General features: G+C 68.2%; 15 protein-coding genes and 1 pseudogene. 15 read left to right on the forward strand and 1 reads right to left on the reverse strand.

Annotation, left to right across the window (positions count from 1 at the left end; all coding sequences use genetic code 11):
- Nucleotides 1–44: 44 nt before the first annotated feature.
- The 13 genes from QSK37_RS24095 (at nucleotide 45) to QSK37_RS24155 (ending at nucleotide 12545) form a co-directional block, all read left to right on the forward strand.
- On the forward strand, nucleotides 45–902 hold the full coding sequence (locus QSK37_RS24095; RefSeq protein WP_285625131.1) for an SCO4651 family lipoprotein: 858 nt from the start codon (nucleotides 45–47) through the stop codon (nucleotides 900–902).
- Between the two features lie 248 nt (nucleotides 903–1150).
- Nucleotides 1151–1717, forward strand: coding sequence for a 50S ribosomal protein L10 (gene rplJ, locus QSK37_RS24100; RefSeq protein ID WP_285582741.1), 567 nt, complete (start codon nucleotides 1151–1153; stop codon nucleotides 1715–1717).
- A gap of 75 nt (nucleotides 1718–1792) precedes the next feature.
- Complete coding sequence (rplL, locus tag QSK37_RS24105; RefSeq protein ID WP_285582740.1) at nucleotides 1793–2182, forward strand: 50S ribosomal protein L7/L12; 390 nt, start codon at nucleotides 1793–1795, stop codon at nucleotides 2180–2182.
- A 356-nt stretch (nucleotides 2183–2538) separates the two neighbouring features.
- Nucleotides 2539–3561, forward strand: coding sequence for an ABC transporter ATP-binding protein (locus QSK37_RS24110; RefSeq protein WP_285625133.1), 1023 nt, complete (start codon nucleotides 2539–2541; stop codon nucleotides 3559–3561).
- Entirely contained in the window at nucleotides 3558–4388 is an 831-nt protein-coding gene (locus QSK37_RS24115) for an MlaE family ABC transporter permease (RefSeq protein WP_285625135.1), read from the forward strand. Before QSK37_RS24110 ends, QSK37_RS24115 begins: the two co-directional genes overlap by 4 nt.
- The gene (locus QSK37_RS24120; RefSeq protein WP_285582735.1) at nucleotides 4388–5242 is read left to right on the forward strand and encodes an MlaE family ABC transporter permease; all 855 of its coding nucleotides are present in this window, start codon (nucleotides 4388–4390) and stop codon (nucleotides 5240–5242) included. Before QSK37_RS24115 ends, QSK37_RS24120 begins: the two co-directional genes overlap by 1 nt.
- 43 nt (nucleotides 5243–5285) lie before the next feature.
- Entirely contained in the window at nucleotides 5286–6575 is a 1290-nt protein-coding gene (locus tag QSK37_RS24125) for an MCE family protein (RefSeq protein ID WP_285625139.1), read from the forward strand.
- Complete coding sequence (locus QSK37_RS24130; RefSeq protein WP_285582731.1) at nucleotides 6572–7591, forward strand: MCE family protein; 1020 nt, start codon at nucleotides 6572–6574, stop codon at nucleotides 7589–7591. Before QSK37_RS24125 ends, QSK37_RS24130 begins: the two co-directional genes overlap by 4 nt.
- Before the next feature lie 36 nt (nucleotides 7592–7627).
- A complete protein-coding gene (locus QSK37_RS24135) occupies nucleotides 7628–8635 on the forward strand; it encodes an MCE family protein (RefSeq protein ID WP_285625142.1) in 1008 nt (335 codons plus the stop codon).
- A gap of 37 nt (nucleotides 8636–8672) precedes the next feature.
- Nucleotides 8673–9944 carry an MCE family protein gene (locus QSK37_RS24140; protein ID WP_285625144.1) on the forward strand — a complete coding sequence of 424 codons (1272 nt, stop codon included), beginning with the start codon at nucleotides 8673–8675 and terminating at the stop codon, nucleotides 9942–9944.
- Nucleotides 9941–11350, forward strand: a complete 1410-nt coding sequence (locus QSK37_RS24145) for an MCE family protein (RefSeq protein WP_285625147.1) — start codon at nucleotides 9941–9943, stop codon at nucleotides 11348–11350. The genes QSK37_RS24140 and QSK37_RS24145 overlap by 4 nt, the downstream gene beginning before the upstream one ends.
- Nucleotides 11314–11883 (forward strand): hypothetical protein, encoded by a 570-nt coding sequence (locus tag QSK37_RS24150; protein WP_285625149.1) that lies wholly within the window; start codon nucleotides 11314–11316, stop codon nucleotides 11881–11883. The genes QSK37_RS24145 and QSK37_RS24150 overlap by 37 nt, the downstream gene beginning before the upstream one ends.
- On the forward strand, nucleotides 11880–12545 hold the full coding sequence (locus QSK37_RS24155; RefSeq protein WP_285625152.1) for a hypothetical protein: 666 nt from the start codon (nucleotides 11880–11882) through the stop codon (nucleotides 12543–12545). Before QSK37_RS24150 ends, QSK37_RS24155 begins: the two co-directional genes overlap by 4 nt.
- A gap of 389 nt (nucleotides 12546–12934) precedes the next feature.
- Here QSK37_RS24155 and QSK37_RS51795 read toward each other — a convergent pair.
- A pseudogene (locus QSK37_RS51795) lies at nucleotides 12935–13078 on the reverse strand (ClpX C4-type zinc finger protein); the annotation flags it as partial.
- 1626 nt (nucleotides 13079–14704) lie between these two features.
- Here QSK37_RS51795 and rpoB point away from each other — a divergent pair.
- Entirely contained in the window at nucleotides 14705–18175 is a 3471-nt protein-coding gene (gene rpoB, locus QSK37_RS24165; protein ID WP_285582718.1) for a DNA-directed RNA polymerase subunit beta, read from the forward strand.
- A gap of 89 nt (nucleotides 18176–18264) precedes the next feature.
- Nucleotides 18265–22140, forward strand: coding sequence for a DNA-directed RNA polymerase subunit beta' (locus tag QSK37_RS24170; protein ID WP_285625155.1), 3876 nt, complete (start codon nucleotides 18265–18267; stop codon nucleotides 22138–22140).
- Nucleotides 22141–22178: the final 38 nt, after the last annotated feature.

The raw sequence follows: 22178 nt of genomic DNA on the forward strand, positions 1-22178 counted from the left end.
ACGCGCACGGGAGACGTGCCGTTCATCGAGAGGAAATCCTTCCCATGAGGCCGAAGGCCGCTCGATACGTGGCCGGAGCCGCGATCGCCCTGTCACTGACCGGCTGTAAGGACGCGGGCCGGGACACGGCGGAGGCCGTCGCTCCGGCGCCCTCGGACGGCGTCCGCGCGTCGGCCGCCCAGAAGGTCCTGGCCGAAATGGCGGACCGGGCGAGCCGGGTGACGTCGGTCCGGGGGGCGATGTCCACGACGTCTGGTGCGCCGGGTGAGCAGAACGAGACCAGGGGCTCGTTCGTCTACCGGCTCAAGCCGACGGCGGCGATGAGGTTCTACGTTCCGGCCGCCCGGATCGGCGGCCGGAACACCGGAGGCTTCACCGAGATCGTCGTGGGCGGCCGGCTCTACATGTACATGCCGGATTCCGCGGCGGAGACGGACAAGCCGTGGGCGAGTGTCAGGCTCAGCGAAGTCAGCAGGTCCACCGGCCCGGGCGTGCTGGCGCTGTCGCAGGGCGATCCGGCGCACGACGTGCGGATGTTCACCGCCTCCACGGACGTTCGCCAGGTCGGCCGGGAGACCGTCGGCGGCGTGCGGACCACCCACTACCGGGGGACGTTCGGGCCTGCGGCGGGTGTGGCGAAGCTCGGCGGCGAGCAGCGCGCCGAGGAGCGGAAGGCCCTCGCGCAGGTCGGCACCGACACCCTGGTCTTCGACGTGTGGGTCGATGGACGGCGGCTGCCGCGCAAGGTCGTCTGGGCGACGCCGCCCGGCTCCGAACCGCGCATGACGTTGACGACGAACTACACGGCCTTCAACATGCCGGTCCGGGTGACGGCTCCGCCGAAGAGTCAGGTGGAGGAGGACCCGGCCCTCTTCGGCGCCGGGAACGACGCCCCCGGCTGACCCGCGATCCACGACGCGTCCGGACGCCGATTTGGAGTCCTGGTTCCGGGCGCGTACTCTTTTGTCTGCCGAAGACCGCCGGTCGTCACCCGCATGGGTGACCGAAGGTCCCGCACAGCGGGTGGCCAGCGCAGGTGATGACGAGAGCCTTCGATCGCGACGTCCGTCGTGCTCGGCCCCGTGCGCCTGCGCCGGGGCTTTTCCTGTTCCTGGGCCTTCCTCACCGGCGTACATCTGGAAGGAGGGCCATGGCGAGAGCGGACAAGACGGCAGCCGTCGCCGAGCTCCGATCTGCATTCGAGAGCTCGAGTGGCGCCGTGCTGACCGAGTACCGCGGGCTCACCGTGGCGCAGCTCAGCGAGCTGCGCCGGTCCCTCGGAGACAACGCACGGTTCGCCGTGGTGAAGAACACGCTGACCAAGATCGCGGCGCGGGAGGCCGGGGTCGCCGAGGAGCTGGGGCAGCTGCTCCAGGGCCCGTCGGCGATCGCGTTCGTCCGCGGCGACGTGGTCGAGGCCGCCAAGGGCCTGCGTGACTTCTCCAAGGCCAACCCGGACCTGGTGATCAAGGGTGGTGTCGTCGACGGCAAGCCGATGACGCCCGACGAGATCACCAAACTCGCCTCCCTCGAGTCGCGCGAGGTCCTCCTCGCGAAGCTCGCGGGCGCGATGAAGGCGTCGATGGGCAATGCCGCCGCCGTCTTCAACGCCCTGCCGGTCAAGGCCGCCCAGCTGGCCGACGCCCTGCGGGTCAAGCGTGAGAGCGAGGGCGAGGCGCCGGCCGAGGCGCCCGCCGAAGCGTCCGACGAGGGTTGATCCCGCGGTCGTAACAGACCTTTTGGAAAGACGTCGTCCCGGTCAGTGACCCGGGCCGACAGGACAGGAGAGATCATGGCGAAGCTCAGCACCGACGAGCTGCTCGACGCGTTCAAGGAGATGACGCTCCTCGAGCTCTCGGACTTCGTGAAGCAGTTCGAGGACACCTTCGACGTCAAGGCCGCGGCCCCCGTCGCGGTCGCCGCCCCCGGCGCCGCCGCCCCGGGTGCCGCCGCCGAGGCCGAGCCCGAGAAGGACGAGTTCGACGTCATCCTCGAGGCCGCCGGCGACAAGAAGATCCAGGTCATCAAGGAGGTCCGCGCCCTCACGAGCCTGGGCCTGAAGGAGGCCAAGGACCTCGTCGACGGCGCGCCGAAGCCGCTGCTGGAGAAGGTCAACAAGGAGGCCGCCGACAAGGCCAAGGAGGCCCTGGAGAAGGCCGGCGCCACCGTGACGGTCAAGTAGTCATCTGCTTCACCGCTCTGTTGGGGCGGCCACCCGGAAACGGGTGGCCGCCCTTTCTCTTGCCCCGGCCACCCGGTGGCGTACGCCGGCGGTTCCGCGTTAACACGCTCTTCACAAGGGCCTTGTTGGACCGCTAGTCTCATAAGGATCCAGTAACGATCTGCTTACGAGGCCCTCGCCGTGACACCGGTATCGGCCATGCCCCCTTCCAATGGTGAAAGGGACGACTACGGTAGTTGCACGCTATACACGGAACCGTCCGCCATCTTGCGGTGGCGCCACGCCATACGGCACCGTGACTCAGCGGTAACTCGCTCGTTGGACCGGATACCCCCCGGCCGGACGAAAGGTGACGAGTGGGCGTCGAAATCAGAGTCGATGGTCTGACCAAGTCCTTCGGACGTCAGGTTATCTGGGAGGACGTGACCCTCACCCTGCCCGCCGGAGAGATCTCGGTGATGCTCGGGCCCTCCGGTACGGGTAAGTCGGTCTTCCTCAAGACGCTCGTCGGGCTGCTCAAGCCCGACCGCGGTCACTGCTGGATCGGCGACCGCGACATGCCGCACCTGCGCGAGCACGACCTGTACGAGACGCGCAAGCTGTTCGGTGTCCTGTTCCAGGACGGCGCGCTGTTCGGTTCGATGAACCTCTTCGACAACATCGCCTTCCCCCTGCGCGAGCACACCAACAAGAGCGAGTCGGCGGTCAAGAAGATCGTCATGGAGAAGATGGAGATGGTCGGCCTGGTCGGGGCCGAACGCAAGCTCCCCGGCGAGATCTCCGGTGGTATGCGCAAGCGCGCCGGGCTGGCCCGCGCCCTCGTGCTCGAACCCGAGATCATCCTCTGCGACGAGCCCGACTCCGGTCTGGACCCGGTCCGCACGGCGTACCTCAACCAGCTCATCGTCGACCTCAACGCCGAGACCAACGCGACGTTCCTCATCGTCACCCACGACATCAACACCGCTCGGACCGTTCCCGACAACATCGGCCTGCTGTTCCGGCGCGAGCTGGTGATGTTCGGCCCGCGCGAGATGCTGCTGTCGAGTGAGGAGCCGGTCGTCCGGCAGTTCCTCAACGCCCGCAAGGTCGGCCCCATCGGCATGTCCGAGGAGAAGGACGTCTCCGAGCTGGAGGCCGAGGCCCGCATGGGGCACGACCCCGGCGTCCTGCCGCCCATCCCGCCGCAGCTCATGCCCGCCGACGGCCGCCTGCGCGCGGCCCAGCGCGCCCCCGGCGAGTGGCTGCGCGCCCACGGCGTCACCCCGCCGGCCGGTTCGTTCGTCGACGAACAGGGCCGCGACTGGCTGGAGGAGTGGCCACGGTACGTCGCCGAACGCACCCCCGTGGCGGGCGGCGCCGGAGGTGGTCGCCCATGACGCAGGCGCCGGAACGAGAGTCTGAGACCAAGCCCAGCCGTCTCGCGCCCGTCGCCGACGGTGCGGTCAACGTCATCTTCCGCGAGCCCGGCCGCTTCTTCGCGATGTCGCTCGACACCGCGCGGGCGGCGTTCAAGTGGCCGTTCCAGTGGCAGGAGTTCCTCCAGCAGGCCTGGTTCATCGTCAGCGTCACCGTGGCGCCGACGATCATGGTCGCCATCCCGTTCGGCGCGATCCTGTCGCTCCAGGTCGGCAACCTCATCCGCCAGCTCGGAGCGCAGTCGCAGACCGGTTCGACCGCGGTGCTCGCGATCGTCCGCGAGGCCAGCCCGATCGTGACCGCGCTGCTGATCGCCGCCGCGGCCGGCTCGGCGATCTGCGCCGACCTCGGCGCCCGCAAGATCCGCGAAGAGATCGACGCCATGGAGGTGCTCGGCATCAACCCGCTGCACCGGCTCGTGGTGCCGCGGGTGCTCGCCTGCGCCTTCGTCGGGTTGTTCCTCAACGGCATCGTGTCGGTCGTCGGCATCGCCGGCGGCTACATCTTCAACGTCATGCTCCAGGGCGGCACGCCCGGTGCGTACATGTCCTCCTTCAGCGGCCTCGCGCAGCTGCCCGACCTCTACCAGGCCGAGGTCAAGGCGCTGGTATTCGGTGTCACCGCCGCGCTGGTCGCCTCGTACAAGGGTCTGACCGCCTCCGGCGGCCCCAAGGGCGTCGGTGACGCCGTGAACCAGACCGTCGTCATCGCGGCCATGGCACTGTTCGTGGAGAACTTCGTGCTCAGCGCGCTGTACTTCCAGCTCGTGCCGCAGAAGGGAATGTGATGGTCGCGAGTACGCGCGGCGGCGGCTTCCGTGCGGCCAAGCGTGTCGTCGACGCGCCGCTGGAGCGCCTCGAGGACTTCGGCCGCCAGATGGCCTTCTACGTGCGCGTGTTCGCCTGGGTCTGGCGGGTGCTCATCCGCTACAAGAAGGAGGTCGTCCGGCTGCTGGCCGAGGTCAGCCTGGGCACCGGCGGCCTGGCCGTCATGGGCGGCAGCGTGGCGATCGTCGCGTTCATGACGTTCTTCACGGGCACCGAGGTCGGCCTGCAGGGCTACAACGCCCTCAACCAGATCGGCAGCGCCGCCTTCAGCGGCTTCGTCTCCGCGTACTTCAACACCCGGGAGCTCGCGCCGACGGTGTCGGCGCTCGCGCTGTCGGCCACGGTCGGCTGCGGCTTCACCGCCCAGCTCGGCGCCATGCGGATCAGCGACGAGATCGACGCCCTGGAGGTCATGGGCGTGCCGTCGCTGCCGTTCCTGGTGACCACCCGCATGGTGGCCGGCATGCTGGCGGTCATCCCGCTGTACGTCATCGGCCTGCTGGCCTCGTTCTTCGCCACGCGGATCATCGTGACGGTGTCGTTCGGGCAGTCCAGCGGCACGTACGACCACTACTTCTATCTGTTCCTGCCGCCGCACGACGTGTTGTGGTCGTTCGGCAAGGTCCTCGTCTTCGCGATGCTCGTGATGCTCATCCACTGCTACTACGGCTACAACGCCAGCGGCGGCCCGGCCGGCGTCGGCCTGGCGGTCGGGCGCGCGGTGCGTACGAGCCTCGTCGTCGTGAACGTCGTGGACCTGCTCATGGGGATGGCGATCTGGGGCACCACGACGACGGTCCGGATAGCCGGTTAGAGGACGAGAAGGTGACAACCGCGATGATGACGGGTGAGGGGACATGACCGCCGGTTCGTGGTCCGAACGCCTGCGCTATCGCCTGTACGGCCTGGCGTTCATGATCGTTGTCGTGGTGCTCGTGCTGCTGATGCTCGCCCAGTACAACCAGGCCTTCAAGTCGGTCTACCACGTCACCGTCAACAGCGACCGGGCCGGCCTGCAGCTCGTCCCGCACTCCGACGTCAAGGTGCGCGGCCTGATCGTCGGCGAGGTCCGCAGCATCCACTCCACCGACAGCGGCGCCGCGATCGACCTCGCGCTCGACCCGGGCAAGGCGGCGCTGATCCCGGACAACTCCTCGGCACGCATGCTGCCCAAGACCGTGTTCGGCGAGAAGTACGTCGACCTGGTGCCGCCCACCACCGACCCGGGCCCGCACCTGAAGGACGGCGACCGCATCGGCCAGGACAAGTCGACCACCGCCGTCGAGGTGAACCAGCTCCTCGACGACATCATGCCGCTGCTGACCGCGGTCAAGCCCGAGAAGCTCAACGCGACGCTCAACGCCCTGGCCACCGCGCTGCAGGGCCGCGGCGAGGAGATCGGGCAGACGATCGACCTGGCCGACGGCTACCTCACGAAGCTCAACCCCCACCTGCCGACGATCGTGCACGACCTGCGCGCGCTGGCCACCGTCAGCGACAACCTGAACGGCGCCGCGCCCGACCTGCTGACGATCATGCAGAACCTCCAGGTCACCAACAAGACGATCGTCGACAAGGAGCCCCAGCTGGTCTCCCTGCTGGACAAGGGCATCGGCCTGACCGGCAAGGTCACCCCGTTCCTGGAGGACAACGAGCCGCGCCTGGTGGGCGCGCAGCTGGCGAACCGGCAGGCGCTCGCCCTCATCGCCAAGGAGTCCCCGAGCATCCCGTGCGTCTTCAGGGGCATGGCCAAGATCCAGCCCCGTCTGGTCGAGGCGATGGGCGGCGGCCAGCCCGGCGTGCACGTCACGCTGGAGCTGAGCAAGCCGCGCCCCGCGTACAAGCCGATCCTGGACACGCCGGAGAACAAGGACCAGCGCAACGCCCGCTGCTACGGCATCCCGAACCCCAAGGTGCCGTTCCCGCAGTACCAGACCCTCGACGGCACCGAGGACGACACGTGGTGGAAGGGCCCGGCCGGCCGTTCGCTGTCCAGCGTCCTGATCAAGCCGGGCGCCGCCGATGACGACACCATGCTGAAGAGCCTCATGGCCCCGGCGATGGGCACCTCCGCGAACCAGGTCTCCGACCTGGCCTCGCTGTTGTACGCTCCGGCCGCCAGCGGAATGGTGGTGACGGTGAAGTGAAGACGACGTCGGCGGCCGTCAAGCTGCTCATCTTCGCGGTGATCGCGACGCTGTTCACCGGCATCCTCGCCGTCACGATCTCCAACACCCAGTTCGTCGACACGACGAAGTACCGGCTGATCTTCACCGACGCGGCCGGGGTGCTGCCGGGCGACGAGGTCCGCATCGCCGGCGTACGCGTCGGGCAGGTCGACTCGATCAAGCTCTACCGCGGCACGCTCGCGCAGGTGACGGTCTCGGTGCTCAAATCCGAGCCGCTGCCGCGCAGCACCGAGGCCCAGCTGCGCTACCGCAACCTGATGGGCCAGCGCTACGTCTCCCTGACCCAGGGCTCTGGCCAGGGCGGCGCACTGCCGCCGAACGGCGTCATCCCCAAGGAGCAGACCCAGCCGGCGCTCGACCTGACCGCGCTGTTCAACGGCTTCCGCCCGTTGCTGCGCGCGATCCGGCCGCAGGACGTCAACCAGCTCTCGTACGAGATCATCCAGGTGCTCCAGGGCGAGGGCGGAACGGTCAACGGCCTGCTCGCGCACGTCGCGTCGCTGACCCAGACCCTGGGCGACCGCGACCAGGTCATCGGCCGGGTCATCGACAACCTCGACCGCGTGATCAGCACGATCGACTCGCGCGACGAGGAGGTCTCCTCGCTGATCACCAATCTGAGGAGCCTCGTCTCCGGCCTGTCCGGCGACCGCAAGGCGATCGGCGACTCGCTCGTCAGCGTCAACCAGCTCATCGGCACGACCAACGGCCTGCTCAGCCAGGCACGGCCTCCGCTCAAGGACGACATCACCCAGCTCGGGAAGCTGTCGAAGGTCCTCGCGGCCAACGGCAACGACCTGGACAAGGCGTTCGCGTCGCTGCCGACCAACTTCACGCTGCTCGACCGGGTGGCGTCCTACGGATCCTTCTTCAACTTCTACCTCTGCAGTCTGGACGCCCAGATCGGGCTGCCCGGAAAGGTCTCTGTCAACACGCCGCAGATCGTGAACGACAACGCCCGGTGCAAAGAATGATGACGTTCATCTCCGGGCGGAGAGGGGAGTACGGCCATGAAGCGGTCGTTCCGGGAGCGGGATCCCCTGCGGATGGGCTTGCTCGGCGTGACCTCGGTGACGCTGCTCGTGGTCCTCTCGTTCAACCTGTCGCGCCTCGAGGGCGGGACGAAGTACCAGGCCGCGTTCACGGAGGCCAGCGGGCTCAAGCCGTCGGAGGACGTTCGGATCGCGGGCGTGAAGGTCGGCAAGGTCCTGAGCGTGGGCCTGGAGGGCGACCACGTGAAGGTCGGCTTCACGGTGGACCCCAAGGTGCGCTTCGGCACCAGCTCGCGCGCGGCGATCAAGCTGAGCACGATCCTGGGCTCGCACTACCTGGAGATCCAGCCGATCGGTTCGGGCCGGCAGTCGGCGCGCTCGGAGATCCCCACCTCGCGCACGACGCCGTCGTACGAGGTCGTGCCGGCGTTGCAGGACCTCAGCGGGCAGCTGCAGAAGATCGACGTGCCGCAGCTCGGCAAGGCGTTCGACACCCTGTCGGACACTCTGCGGGGCTCGCCGGAGAACGTCCGCGGGGCGCTGGACGGGCTGCGGAAGATCTCCCGGGCGGTGGCCTCGCGCGACGAGTCGCTGAGCGACCTGCTCCAGCACACGAACAACGTCACGAAGCTGCTGGCCGACCGCAGCGGCGACCTGGCGGCACTGGTCTCGGACGGCTCGCGGCTGCTGCAGGAGATCGACGACCGTCGCGCGGTGGTCCGCTCGCTGCTGTCGGGCACGGTGAGCCTCTCCCAGCAGATCGACGGCACGATCGCGGAGAACCGCGCCACGCTGCACCCGGCCCTGACCCAGCTCCACAAGGTCGTCGGCATCCTGCTGCGCAACCAGGACAACCTCGACCGGGCGGTGAAGGTCCTCGGGCCGTTCGTCACGACCTCGGCGGACGCGACGTCGACCGGCCGGTGGTTCGACGGATACCTCCAGAACCTCATCCCCCTGCCGGCGAGCGTCAAGGGCCCGTCGGGCAAGTCCCCCGGCGCGGACACGCTGCCGAACGTTCCGTGAGCGCAAGTACGACACGAGTGGGAAGGGAGGCGCGGACATGAGGCGACGCGCCATCCGCCGCGCGGCCCCGCGGGCCCTCGCGATCGCGCTCGCCCTCGGCACCGCGGTGTCGGGGTGCACGTTCAAGGGCGTGTCGTGGATGCCCTTGCCGGGCGGCGTCGACACGGGCTCGCAGCCGTACGACGTGAAGATGGTCTTCGAGAACGTCCTGGACCTGGTGCCGCAGTCGCAGTGCCGGGTCAACGACGTCCCGGTCGGCATGGTCACCAAGATCGACCTGGTCGACTGGAGGGCCGTCGTGACGTGCCGGCTCCGCCGTTCGGTCGACCTGCCCGCCAACGCGGTCGCCACCATCTCCCAGACCAGCCTTCTGGGGGAGAAGTTCGTCGCGCTGTCCGCCCCGCAGGGCCAGACACCGCAGGGACGGCTCGCGGCGGGCGCCGAGATCCCCCTCGACCGCACCTCACGCAGCACCGAGGTCGAGGAGGTGCTGTCGGCGATGTCGATGCTCGTCACCGGCGGCGGCCTCGAACAGGTCTCGACGATCAACCACGAGCTGAACGCCGCCCTGCAGGGTCACACCGAGCAGCTGCGCGACGTGCTGAACCGCCTCAACACCTTCGTCGGCACGCTCGACCGGCAGAAGAGCCAGATCGTCACGACGATCGACAAGGTCGACCAGCTGGCCGCCACGCTCGCCAAGCACAACAAGACGATCGCCGACACGATCGACAGCACCGGCCCGGCGGTGAAGGTCCTGGCCTCCCAGCGCAAGGACCTCACCAAGCTGCTCGTCAACATGGACAAGCTCGGGACGGTCGCGACCCGCGTCATCAACCGGTCGCAGGGCGACACCGTGGCCAACCTCAAGTCCCTGCAGACGATCCTGGACAACACCAACAAGGCCAGCGACACGATCCCCAAGATCCTCGGAGGCCTGTTCACCTTCCCGTTCCCGCAGACGGTCAGCCAGGCGGTCAAGGGCGACTACGGCAACCTCATGGTCTCCATGGACCTCAACGTGGCCGACCTCGCGCACAACCTCCTCGCCGGCACGCCGCTCGCGGGGATCTCCAAGGCCGCGGACAAGCTGCAGAACGCCCTGCCGCCGCCGCGTACGAGCCTCCCGGACACGCCGCTGGGCGTGCTGCCGGGGCTCACCTCGAGCGGGACGGGCCAGGACGGCTCATCCGGATCCTCCGGGTCGAAGGGCGGTTCCGGGGGGATCGGCGACATCCTGCCGCCGCTCGGCATGAACGGCTCGTCCGGTGACGACCTCGGTGCGCTGCTCCAGGGAGGCACCGCATGATCATCAAGCGCGGTGTCAAGATCCAGCTGCTGGTGTTCGCCGTCATCACGGCGCTGACCATGGCGTACACCCTGGTCAACATCATCGGCATCGGGCAGGGTGTGCTCGACCTGCGGTACCGGGTGTACGTCGACCTCGCCGACTCGGGCGGCATCTTCACCAACGCCGAGGTGACCTACCGCGGCGTCACGGTCGGGCGCGTGGGCCCGCTACGGCTCACCAAGAACGGCGTGCGCGTCGAGCTGCGCATCGACCGGAGCAAGAAGGTGCCCGCCAACAACGTCCAGGCGTACGTCCTCAACCGGTCCGGCGTCGGCGAGCAGTACGTCGACCTGCGCCCGGCCGGCAACGGCCCGTCGCTCAAGGACGGCTCGGTCATCCCGGTCTCGCAGACGCACCTGCCCGTGCAGACGTACGAGCTGCTGCACAACGTCGACGCGCTGGTCCGTACGGTCAACCCCCAGGACCTCGGCACGGTCATCGACGAGCTCGACCGGGGTCTGTCGGGCACCGGCCCGGACCTGCAGTCGCTGCTCGACTCGAACAAGCGGATCCTCGAGGCGCTCAACGCGACCTACCCCGAGACGATCCAGCTGCTCAACAACGGCCGGACCGTCCTGGACACGCAGGTGGACGAGGGCCCGACGTTCCGGCAGTTCTCCCACGACCTGGCGTCGCTGACCAGTGAGCTCAAGCACGACGACGGCACCGTGCGCTCGGTGCTGAACACCGCGCCCGGCACACTCGACCAGGCCGACGACCTGTTCGACCGCATCGAGCCGACGCTGCCGACGCTCCTGGCCAACGGATCCGTGGTCGGGCAGGTGCTGACCTCACGCTCCACCCAGCTGCGGCAGATGCTGGTCACGTACCCGCTGATCGTGGGCTCCGCGTTCACCGTGGCGCCCGGCGACGGCACCGTGCACTTCGGCCTGGAGCTGAACCTCAACGCGCCGCCCGTGTGCACCAAGGGATACGAGAACACGCGAGTGCGGTATCCGCAGGACACGCGTCCGGCGAGCATCAACCCCAAGGCCTCCTGCAAGCTGCCGAAGAACTCGACCACGGCCGTACGCGGCTCGCGCAACGCTCCGCCCGCGGGGCCGTACCCCAAGCTCCCGGCCGGGGCCACCGCGGGTGCGGGCTTCCCGTACGAGCGGAGCTACTCGAGCGGGTCCTCGTCCTCTTCGGACGCGGCCAAGCAGGCGTCGGCGCGGCAGTCGCCGGGGGCCTCGGACGGTGCGCAGTCCGCATCCCAGCTTCAGACGCTCTTCGTCAGCGGCTACGATCCCCGGACTCGCGTGTACGTGGGACCCGACGGAAAGCAGTACCGGTTGGGCAAGGTCAGTCAACTGACGGGAGACGCTTCATGGCAGACGCTTCTGCTGAGCCCGATCGTCGGCTGAGCGCCGGCCGTGGCCGGCTGGGGGCGATGCTCGACCGGAGGGTCCGCGGCGGCCGGCTGGGAGCGGCCTTCGCGGCACTGGGACTGATCTTCATCGCGCTGACGGTGTGGGCGGGCTTCCTGGCCAAGAGCACGTACGCCGCCGACACTCGCAAGTCCGACATCGCGGCCGTCCAGGAGGTCGCCCGCCGGGTCGTCACCCACTTCTACGACGTGAGCTACCAGACCTTCGACCAGGACACCCAGCGGGTGTACACGGACCTGGACAGCGCGTTCAAGGCGCAGGCGGTCCAGCAGCTCGGATCGACCTGGAAGCAGACCGTGGTGACCAACCAGCTGATCTCCAGCGCGGTCGTGTACGCCTCGGGCGTGGTGAACATCACCTCCAAGTCGGCCGAGGTCATGGTCACCGTCAAGCGCACCTCCCAGTCCAGCCAGGTGAAGACCCCGGTGTCGTCGTGGGCGAGCGCACAGGTGCAGCTCACCAAGCGTGGCGACGACTGGAAGGTCTCGGGGATGGGCGGTCTGCAGTGACGGTGGAGACGGACAGCGAGAGCCGCCGGTCGGCACGACGGGCCGGCCGCGAGGACAAACGCTCGGCCCCGTCGAAGGCGCCGGCGGCGGACCGCCGATCCCCCGCGACGCCGATGCTGGCGCTGCTGGGCTGCGCGTGCCTGGTGATGGCGGTGTGCTGCCTGTACCTGTGGCACCAGGAGAGCCACGACCGAGCCGTCGCCCACGCCCGCGACGACGCGCGCGCGGCCGCCCAGTCCGAGGCCAAGGACCTGCTGTCGTACAACTTCAAGACGCTCGACTACGACCTGAGCAAGGCGAAGTCGGAGATGACGCCGGGGATGGCCAAGTCGTTCGGCGACTACTGGGCGATCTTCCGCCCGTCGGTGGAGAAGAGCCAGACCCAGGCCCTGACGCAGATCCAGGTGACGGGAGTGACCGACGCGACCCCCACGAGGGTCGAGGTGGTCCTGTTCGTGAAGATGATCTCCGTCAACGCCGCGCACAAGGAGCCTCAGGTCGACACGTCCTGGCCGCGGCTCCAGATGCGGAAGATCGGCAAGAGGTGGCTGATCGACGGCCCGAGGATGACCACCCCGCCCCCGGCGTCGGCCTCCCCGACCCCGGCCCCGGCCTCGCCGAAGAAGCCGTCCGCTTCGCCGAAGTCCTCGAAGAAGCCGTAGCCGACCCCACTCGCCGCCTGCGCGCGTGAGGGCGGCGCAGGGCGGCGGGGAGGGTTTCGGGGGCCTCGCGGCGCCTGAGAGGCCCGTGACGGGCCTCTCAGGGCCTGTGAGGCCGTTTGCGGGGATGCCGTGGGCTCCGTGCGAGGCGGCCTGGTTGATCACTCCTCGCCAGAGAATCGCTCCCACGCGGACTGGCGAGTGATGCCGAGGGCCTGTCCGATCCGCGCCCAGGTGACGCCGCGACGTCGCAGCTCCTGGACCCAGGAACGCAGATCCGCCGCCACCTGATCGGCGACCACGGCGACGCGCGGGATGTGGTCGAGCATCTGTTCGTCGGTGAGGGACTCCCAGAGCGGCAGCCGCGGCGCGGCGACCGGCACGTCGCGGTACTCCTCGATGATCGCGTCGGCCAGGGCGACGCACTCGTTGCAGATGTGCACTCCTGGGCCCGCGACCATCTTGTCGACCTCGGTACTCGCCTTGCCGCAGAACGAACACAGAACTGGCTCGGGCGGGGGAACCGGCATGGCCATGAGCATCCTCCTGTCAGGCTGTCCCTGACAAGGGTAGGCCGTCAGGCCTACCCTGACAATCCGGAGGTTCGCGGGGCCCCGGGGCGGGAGTTATCCACAGTCCTGCCGTGAGCCTTCCCGCCGGGAGCTCGGGGGTTGGACGATAGAAGTGGGCTGGCGCCCCTGGGCGGGCGGGCCTCACCGGGCGGGCCTCACCGGGCAGACGCCACTGGGCGGGGTGTCGCCCCAAGCTGCCCCTGCCGCGGACGCCCGCCGAACCGCCCTACTGCGGGTGCCGTGATCCCCGGCTCTATGCCCAGGCTTCGCCCAGTCGGCCATCCCCGACATGCGCTCCGCTGTCTCGCGGCGCGGGCCTGCGGCCATCCGCCGCCGTGTGGCCCGGCGGTGCCGTGGTCGACGTCAGGCCGCCCCGACCTCGGCCGTCATCATCCATCCTCAGCTCTATGCCCAGGCCCCGCCGAGTCGGCTGCCTCTGTCGGGGACGCCCGCTGAACCGCCTTACTGCGGGTGCCATGAGCCCCGGCTCTGCCCGGGACTCGCTCAGCCGGCCATCCCTGCAGCGCGTGGCGCTGTGTCGCGGCGCGGGCCCGCGGCCACCCACCACCCTGCTACGGGCGTCATCATCCTCACCTCCATGCCCGGTCCGCCGAGTCGGCTGCCTCTGTCGTGGACGCCCCGCCGAACCGCCCCTACTGCGAGTGCCATGATCCTGAGCTCTATGCCTAAGCCCCCAGCCGGCCATCCCCGACGTGCGCTGTGCTGTGCCGCGACGCGGACCTGCGGCCATCCACCGCCTTAGTTGCCCGGCGGCCTCGCGGGCGCCGCCAAGCCGTCCCGACCTCAGGCGTCATCATCCTCAGCTCTATGCCCAGGCCCCGCCCAGTCGGCCACGCCTGTCGCGCGTGGCGCTGTGCCCGCAGCGTGTGGGCCCACGGCCATCCACCCCCGCAGGGCCCGGCGGTGTCGCGGACGCCGCCAAGCCGTCCCGATCTCGGACGCCATCAACCCCGGATCTACCCCCAGGCCCGGCCAAGCCGGCCGGTTCTGCCGTGCCGTTACGGCGGTGGCGTGCGCGGGTGTCGCGGCGTCACCTCGTCAGTCCTGGCTCACGTCCACCGGACGCCGTGGCGCTCGACGAAATCACCCACTGGCGTCGGCGCCGATCGGCGTCCGCGGCAGGCTCGGACGAGGTGGGGGCGGGTGGTCTTCCGATGGCCGTTCGATGGCGCGGATGAGGCCTGCCCATGGTCCCTGCAACACCCGCGCGATGGGCCTCCGCGACGCGCGGCAGCGACATCTGCGCACATGTCCACCCACTGAGATGAGGAGGCCTTGCGAACGTCAGCTAAACTATGGTCTTCGTCACGCCTGATGAGCGGGCGGAATGTCCATGTCTAGTCTTGACGTGGGGCCGCTGACGAGCGATGCTGCGGAGCAACTGTGATGCATACTGCGGCGCTCTGCTTGCCAGCGGTGTAGCCCTCGGCTACACTGCCCCTTTGCGCTGCCCTCTGACTATCCACAACCTGAGCGACCCGTGAAGAGTCCATCTCGCACGGTTTTGGGACGTGGATCGTCTGGCGTGCGCGTCGTCAGTCCCGCCGCGAGCCCTCGGAAGGACCACTCTTGGCAGCCTCGCGCAACGCCTCGACTACCGCAACCGGTCCGAACCGCGTTTCTTTCGCGCGTATCAAGGAGCCTCTGGGAGTCCCGGATCTCCTCGCGCTGCAAACGGAGTCCTTTGACTGGTTGCTCGGTAACGAGAGGTGGAAGGCCCGGGTCGATGCGGCCCAGCAGGCCGGTCGTAAGGATGTCCCGACCCAGTCGGGACTTGAGGAGATCTTCGAAGAGATCAGTCCCATCGAAGACTTCTCCGGCACCATGTCCCTCTCGTTCCGTGATCACCGGTTCGAGCCGCCGAAGTACTCCGTCGAGGAGTGCAAAGACAAGGACATGACCTTCTCCGCCCCGATGTTCGTCACGGCGGAGTTCATCAACAACTCCACGGGGGAGATCAAGAGCCAGACGGTGTTCATGGGTGACTTCCCGCTCATGACGCCGAAGGGCACTTTCATCATCAACGGCACCGAGCGTGTCGTCGTCTCTCAGCTGGTCCGTTCGTCCGGTGTCTACTTCGACCGGACCCTGGACAAGACGTCCGACAAGGACATCTTCGGCTGCAAGGTGATCCCCTCCCGGGGTGCATGGCTCGAGTTCGAAGTCGACAAGCGTGACAATGTCGGCGTCCGGATCGACCGTAAGCGCAAGCAGAGCGTCACCGTTCTGCTCAAGGCGCTGGGTTGGGACGACGCCCGCATCCTCGAGCGCTGGGGCGACTACGAGTCGATGCGGATCACCCTGGAGAAGGACCACACCACCGGGCAGGACGACGCGCTGCTCGACATCTACCGCAAGCTGCGTCCGGGCGAGCCTCCGACCAAGGAGTCCGCGCAGACGCTGCTTGAGAACCTCTACTTCAACCCGAAGCGGTACGACCTCGCGAAGGTCGGCCGATACAAGGTCAACAAGAAGCTCGGCCTGGACCTGGATCTCAGCCAGGGCACCCTGACCGAGGACGACATCGTCACGACCGTCGACTACCTCGTCCGGCTGCACGCCGGCGAGGAGGAGATGACCGCCCCGGCGGGTCGTGACATCCCTGTCGAGACCGACGACATCGACCACTTCGGCAACCGCCGTATCCGGTCGGTCGGCGAGCTCATCCAGAACCAGGTCCGCCTGGGTCTGGCGCGTATGGAGCGCGTCGTCCGCGAGCGCATGACCACGCAGGACGTCGAGGCGATCACGCCGCAGACCCTGATCAACATTCGCCCGGTCGTGGCGTCGATCAAGGAGTTCTTCGGCACCTCGCAGCTGTCGCAGTTCATGGACCAGACCAACCCGCTCGCGGGCCTGACGCACAAGCGTCGCCTCAACGCGCTGGGCCCCGGTGGTCTGTCCCGTGAGCGCGCCGGCATGGAGGTCCGTGACGTCCACCCGTCGCACTACGGCCGCATGTGCCCGATCGAGACGCCGGAAGGCCCGAACATCGGGCTGATCGGCTCGCTGAGCTCGTACGGCCGGGTCAACTCGTTCGGCTTCATCGAGACGCCGTACCGCAAGGTCGTCGACGGCCGGGTCACCGAGCAGATCGACTACCTCACCGCGGACGAGGAGGACCGGCACGTCGTCGCCCAGGCCAACACGCCGATCGACGACGACGGCAACTTCGCCGAGAACCGCGTCCTGGTCCGCCGGAAGGGCGGCGAGATCGAGTTCATCTCGCCGGCCGACGTGGACTACATCGACGTCTCGCCGCGCCAGATGGTGTCGGTCGCGACGGCGATGATCCCGTTCCTCGAGCACGACGACGCCAACCGCGCGCTGATGGGTTCGAACATGCAGCGCCAGTCGGTGCCGCTGCTGCGCAGCGAGGCTCCGCTGGTGGGCACGGGCATGGAGTACCGCGCGGCGACCGACGCCGGTGACGTCATCACGGCCGAGAAGGCCGGTGTCGTCGAGGAGGTCTCCGCCGACTACATCACGGTGATGAACGACGACGGCACGCGTACGACGTACCGTGTCGCCAAGTTCAAGCGCTCCAACCAGGGCACGTGCTTCAACCAGAAGCCGATCGTGAACGAGGGTCAGCGGGTCGAGGTCGGCACCGTCATCGCCGACGGTCCGTGCACGGACAACGGCGAGATGGCGCTCGGCAAGAACCTCCTGGTGGCGTTCATGCCGTGGGAGGGCCACAACTACGAAGACGCGATCATCCTCTCCCAGCGTCTGGTGCAGGACGACGTTCTGTCCTCGATCCACATCGAGGAGCACGAGGTCGACGCCCGCGACACCAAGCTGGGCCCGGAGGAGATCACCCGGGACATCCCGAACGTCTCCGAAGAGGTCCTGTCCGACCTGGACGAGCGCGGCATCATCCGCATCGGCGCCGAGGTCACCACGGGCGACATCCTGGTCGGCAAGGTCACGCCCAAGGGCGAGACCGAGCTGACGCCGGAGGAGCGCCTCCTGCGCGCGATCTTCGGTGAGAAGGCCCGTGAGGTCCGCGACACCTCGCTGAAGGTGCCGCACGGTGAGTCCGGCAAGGTCATCGGTGTCCGCGTGTTCAGCCGCGAAGAGGGCGACGAGCTCCCGCCGGGCGTGAACGAGCTGGTCCGCGTGTACGTGGCCCAGAAGCGCAAGATCACCGACGGCGACAAGCTCGCCGGTCGTCACGGCAACAAGGGCGTCATCTCCAAGGTGCTGCCGGTCGAGGACATGCCGTTCCTGGAGGACGGCACCCCGGTCGACATCGTCCTCAACCCGCTCGGCGTGCCGGGCCGGATGAACGTCGGCCAGGTCCTGGAGACCCACCTCGGGTGGGTCGCGAGCCGGGGCTGGAAGGTCGACGGGGACGACGCCGAGTGGAAGCGCCAGCTGAAGGCCATCGGGGCGGACAGTGCCGAGCCCGGCACCAACGTGGCCACGCCGGTCTTCGACGGCGCCCGCGAGGAAGAGATCACCGAGCTGCTCGACAGCACCATGCCGAACCGCGACGGCGAGCGCATGGTGCAGAAGACCGGCAAGGCGCGGCTGTTCGACGGCCGCACCGGTGAGCCCTTCAAGGACCCGATCGCCGTTGGTTACATCTACATTCTGAAGCTGCTCCACCTGGTCGACGACAAGATCCACGCGCGTTCGACCGGCCCGTACTCCATGATCACCCAGCAGCCGCTCGGCGGTAAGGCCCAGTTCGGTGGCCAGCGCTTCGGTGAGATGGAGGTCTGGGCACTGGAGGCGTACGGCGCCGCCTACGCCCTCCAGGAGCTGCTCACCATCAAGTCCGACGACGTTCTCGGCCGGGTGAAGGTCTACGAGGCCATCGTCAAGGGCGAGAACATCCCTGAGCCGGGCATCCCTGAGTCCTTCAAGGTGCTGATCAAGGAAATGCAGTCGCTGTGCCTGAACGTCGAGGTGCTTTCCAGCGACGGCATGTCCATTGAGATGCGTGACACCGACGAGGACGTCTTCCGCGCAGCGGAGGAGCTCGGCATCGACCTGTCCCGGCGTGAGCCGAGCAGTGTCGAAGAGGTCTAGCGAGCGGATGGCCGGGCCGGCGCGCGTAGCGCTGGCCCGGCGGCCGCGACCTGGGAACGGCATACGACAGCAGGGGACTGGTTAACAAAGTGCTCGACGTCAACTTCTTCGACGAGCTGCGGATCGGCCTGGCGACGGCAGACGACATCCGGCAGTGGTCGCACGGTGAGGTCAAGAAGCCGGAGACGATCAACTACCGGACTCTGAAGCCTGAGAAGGACGGGCTTTTCTGCGAGAAGATCTTTGGTCCGACCCGCGACTGGGAATGCTACTGCGGGAAGTACAAGCGCGTCCGCTTCAAGGGCATCATCTGTGAGCGCTGTGGCGTTGAGGTGACCCGCGCCAAGGTGCGTCGTGAGCGGATGGGCCACATCGAGCTGGCCGCGCCGGTCACGCACATCTGGTACTTCAAGGGCGTGCCCAGCAGGCTGGGATACCTCCTGGACCTGGCGCCCAAGGACCTTGAGAAGATCATTTACTTTGCGGCCTACATGATCACGTGGGTCGACACGGATTCGCGCGAGCGTGACCTGCCCTCGCTCGAGGCCAAGATCTCCGTGGAGCGGCAGCAGATCGAGCAGCGCCGCGACGCCGAGATCGAGGCCCGGCAGAAGAAGCTGGAGCAGGACCTCGCCGAGCTTGAGGCCGCGGGGGCAAAGGGCGACCAGCGCCGCAAGGTGCGTGAGGCCGCCGAGCGTGAGATCAAGCAGATCCGCGACCGGGCCCAGCGCGAGCTGGACCGTCTCGACGAGGTGTGGAACCGCTTCCGTAACCTCAAGGTCCAGGACCTCGAGGGCGACGAGCTGCTCTACCGCGAGATGCGCGACCGGTTCGGCCGCTACTTCGAGGGCGGCATGGGCGCGGCCGCGATCCAGAAGCGCCTGGAGAACTTCGACCTCGACGCCGAGGCGGAGCGGCTGCGGGAGATCATCCGCAGCGGCAAGGGCCAGAAGAAGGCCCGCGCCCTCAAGCGCCTCAAGGTCGTCTCCGCGTTCCTCAACACCCGCAACAGCCCGCGGGGCATGGTGCTGGACTGCATTCCGGTCATCCCGCCGGACCTGCGCCCGATGGTGCAGCTCGACGGTGGCCGGTTCGCCACGAGCGACCTCAACGACCTGTACCGCCGGGTCATCAACCGGAACAACCGGCTGAAGAGGCTGCTCGACCTCGGCGCGCCCGAGATCATCGTCAACAACGAGAAGCGGATGCTCCAGGAGGCCGTCGACGCGCTGTTCGACAACGGCCGCCGCGGCCGGCCCGTCACCGGGCCCGGCAACCGTCCGCTCAAGTCGCTGTCCGACATGCTCAAGGGCAAGCAGGGCCGGTTCCGGCAGAACCTCCTGGGCAAGCGCGTCGACTACTCCGGTCGAAGCGTCATCGTCGTCGGCCCGCAGCTGCGGCTGCACCAGTGCGGTCTGCCCAAGCAGATGGCGCTGGAGCTGTTCAAGCCCTTCGTCATGAAGCGGCTGGTCGACCTCAACCACGCACAGAACATCAAGAGCGCCAAGCGCATGGTCGAGCGTGCCCGCCCGGCCGTGTGGGACGTGCTCGAAGAGGTCATCACCGAGCACCCGGTGCTGCTCAACCGGGCGCCGACGCTGCACCGCCTGGGCATCCAGGCCTTCGAGCCGCAGCTGGTCGAGGGCAAGGCCATCCAGATCCACCCGCTCGTCTGCACCGCGTTCAACGCGGACTTCGACGGTGACCAGATGGCCGTGCACCTGCCGCTGGCGGCCGAGGCCCAGGCCGAGGCGCGCATCCTGATGCTCTCGACCAACAACATCCTCAAGCCGTCCGACGGCAAGCCGGTCACCATGCCGACCCAGGACATGGTCATCGGCCTGTTCTGGCTGACCACGGGCAAGGAGGGGGCGGACGGCGAAGGCCGTACGTTCACCACCCTGTCCGAGGCGATCATGGCCTACGACCGGGGCGAGCTCGACCTGCAGGCCCGGATCCAGGTCCGGGTCAAGGACGTCCCGCCGCCGCGCGGCTGGACGGCGCCGGAGGGTTACGAGGAGGGGCAGCCGTACCGCCTCGAGACCACGCTCGGCCGCCTGCTGTTCAACGAGGCGCTGCCGGCCGACTTCCCGTTCGTGAACTACGAGGTCGGCAAGAAGCAGCTCTCGACGATCGTGAACGAGCTGGCCGAGACGTACCCGAAGGTCGACGTGGCCAACGCGCTCGACGCGCTGAAGGACACCGGCTTCCGGTGGGCGACCCGCTCCGGCGTCACCATCGCCATCGACGACGTCATCGCCCCGCCGAACAAGGCGGACATCATGGCGTCGTACGAGCGGCAGGCCGACAAGGTGCAGCGGGAGTACGACCGCGGTCTGATCACCGACGACGAGCGCCGTCAGGAGCTCATCGAGATCTGGACCAAGGCCACGGTCGACGTCGCCAAGGACATGGAGGCGGCGTTCCCCGCCACCAACCCGATCTGGATGATGATCAACTCCGGTGCCCGCGGTAACCCGCTGCAGCTCCGGCAGATCGCCGGTATGCGTGGTCTGGTCTCCAACCCCAAGGGTGAGACCATCCCGCGGCCGATCAAGTCCTCCTTCCGCGAGGGCCTGTCCGTGGTCGAGTACTTCATCGCCACGCACGGTGCCCGGAAGGGTCTGGCCGACACCGCTCTGCGTACCGCCGACTCGGGCTACCTCACCCGTCGTCTGGTCGACGTCGCGCAGGACGTCATCGTCCGCGAGGACGACTGCGGCACCGACCGTACGATCAAGTTCGCGATCGCGACCAAGGGCGCCGACGGCTCCCTGACCAAGGTGGCGAACTCCGAGAACAGCCTCGTCGGACGCAACATCGCCGAAGACGTCGTGGTCGACGGCACGGTCATCTATCCGGGCGGCACCGACCTCAACGACACGGTGATCAACCGTCTCATCGAGGTGGGCATCTCCGAGGTCCGTACGCGGTGCGCGCTGGTCTGCGAGTCCAAGATCGGTGTCTGCGCGATGTGCTACGGCCGTTCGCTGGCCACCGGCAAGCTCGTGGACGTCGGCGAGGCGGTCGGCATCATCGCCGCCCAGTCGATCGGCGAGCCCGGCACCCAGCTGACGATGCGTACCTTCCACACCGGTGGTGTGGCGGGTGTCGACATCACGCACGGTCTGCCGCGTGTCCAGGAGCTGTTCGAGGCGCGCATCCCCAAGGGTGTCGCCCCGATCAGCGAGGTGGCCGGCCGGATCCGCATCGACGAGACCGAGAAGACCCGGAAGATCGTGGTCATCCCGGACGACGGCGGCGAGGAGATCGCCTACCCGGTGCCGATGCGGTCGCGGCTGAGCGTCAAGGACGGCGACCACGTCGACGTCGGCCAGCAGCTCATCGCGGGTGCCATCAACCCGCACGAGGTGCTGCGCATCCTCGGCCCGCGCGCGGTCCAGCTGCACCTGGTCGACCAGGTGCAGGAGGTCTACCGGTCCCAGGGTGTGTCGATTCACGACAAGCACATCGAGATCATCGTTCGGCAGATGCTGAAGCGGGTCCAGGTGCTGGAGTCCGGCGACACCGACATGCTGCCCGGTGTCGAGCTGGTCGAGCGGCCGCGGTTCGAGGAGCTCAACCGCGCCGTCGTCGCCGAGGGCGGTCAGCCCGCCGTCGGCCGGCCCCAGCTCATGGGCATCACGAAGGCGTCGCTGGCCACCGAGTCGTGGCTGTCGGCGGCCTCCTTCCAGGAGACGACGCGGGTCCTCACGGACGCGGCGATCCACGCCAAGTCCGACCCGCTGGTCGGCCTGAAGGAGAACGTCATCATCGGAAAGCTGATCCCGGCCGGTACGGGCATGCCGCAGTACCGCAACATCCGGGTGGAGCCGACCGAGGAGGCCAAGGCGGCCGTCTACTCCGTCGGGTCCTACGACGAGGGCGCCGAGTACGCCTTCGGCCAGGGCTCCGGCGAAGCGGTCCCGCTGGAGGAGTACGACTTCGGCCAGTACAACCGCTGAGCGAGCAAGCGAAGAGGCCCCTTCCGAGCGATCGGAGG

The organism is Actinoallomurus iriomotensis (assembly GCF_030269445.1).
Classification (GTDB): Bacteria; Actinomycetota; Actinomycetes; order Streptosporangiales; family Streptosporangiaceae; genus Actinoallomurus; species Actinoallomurus iriomotensis.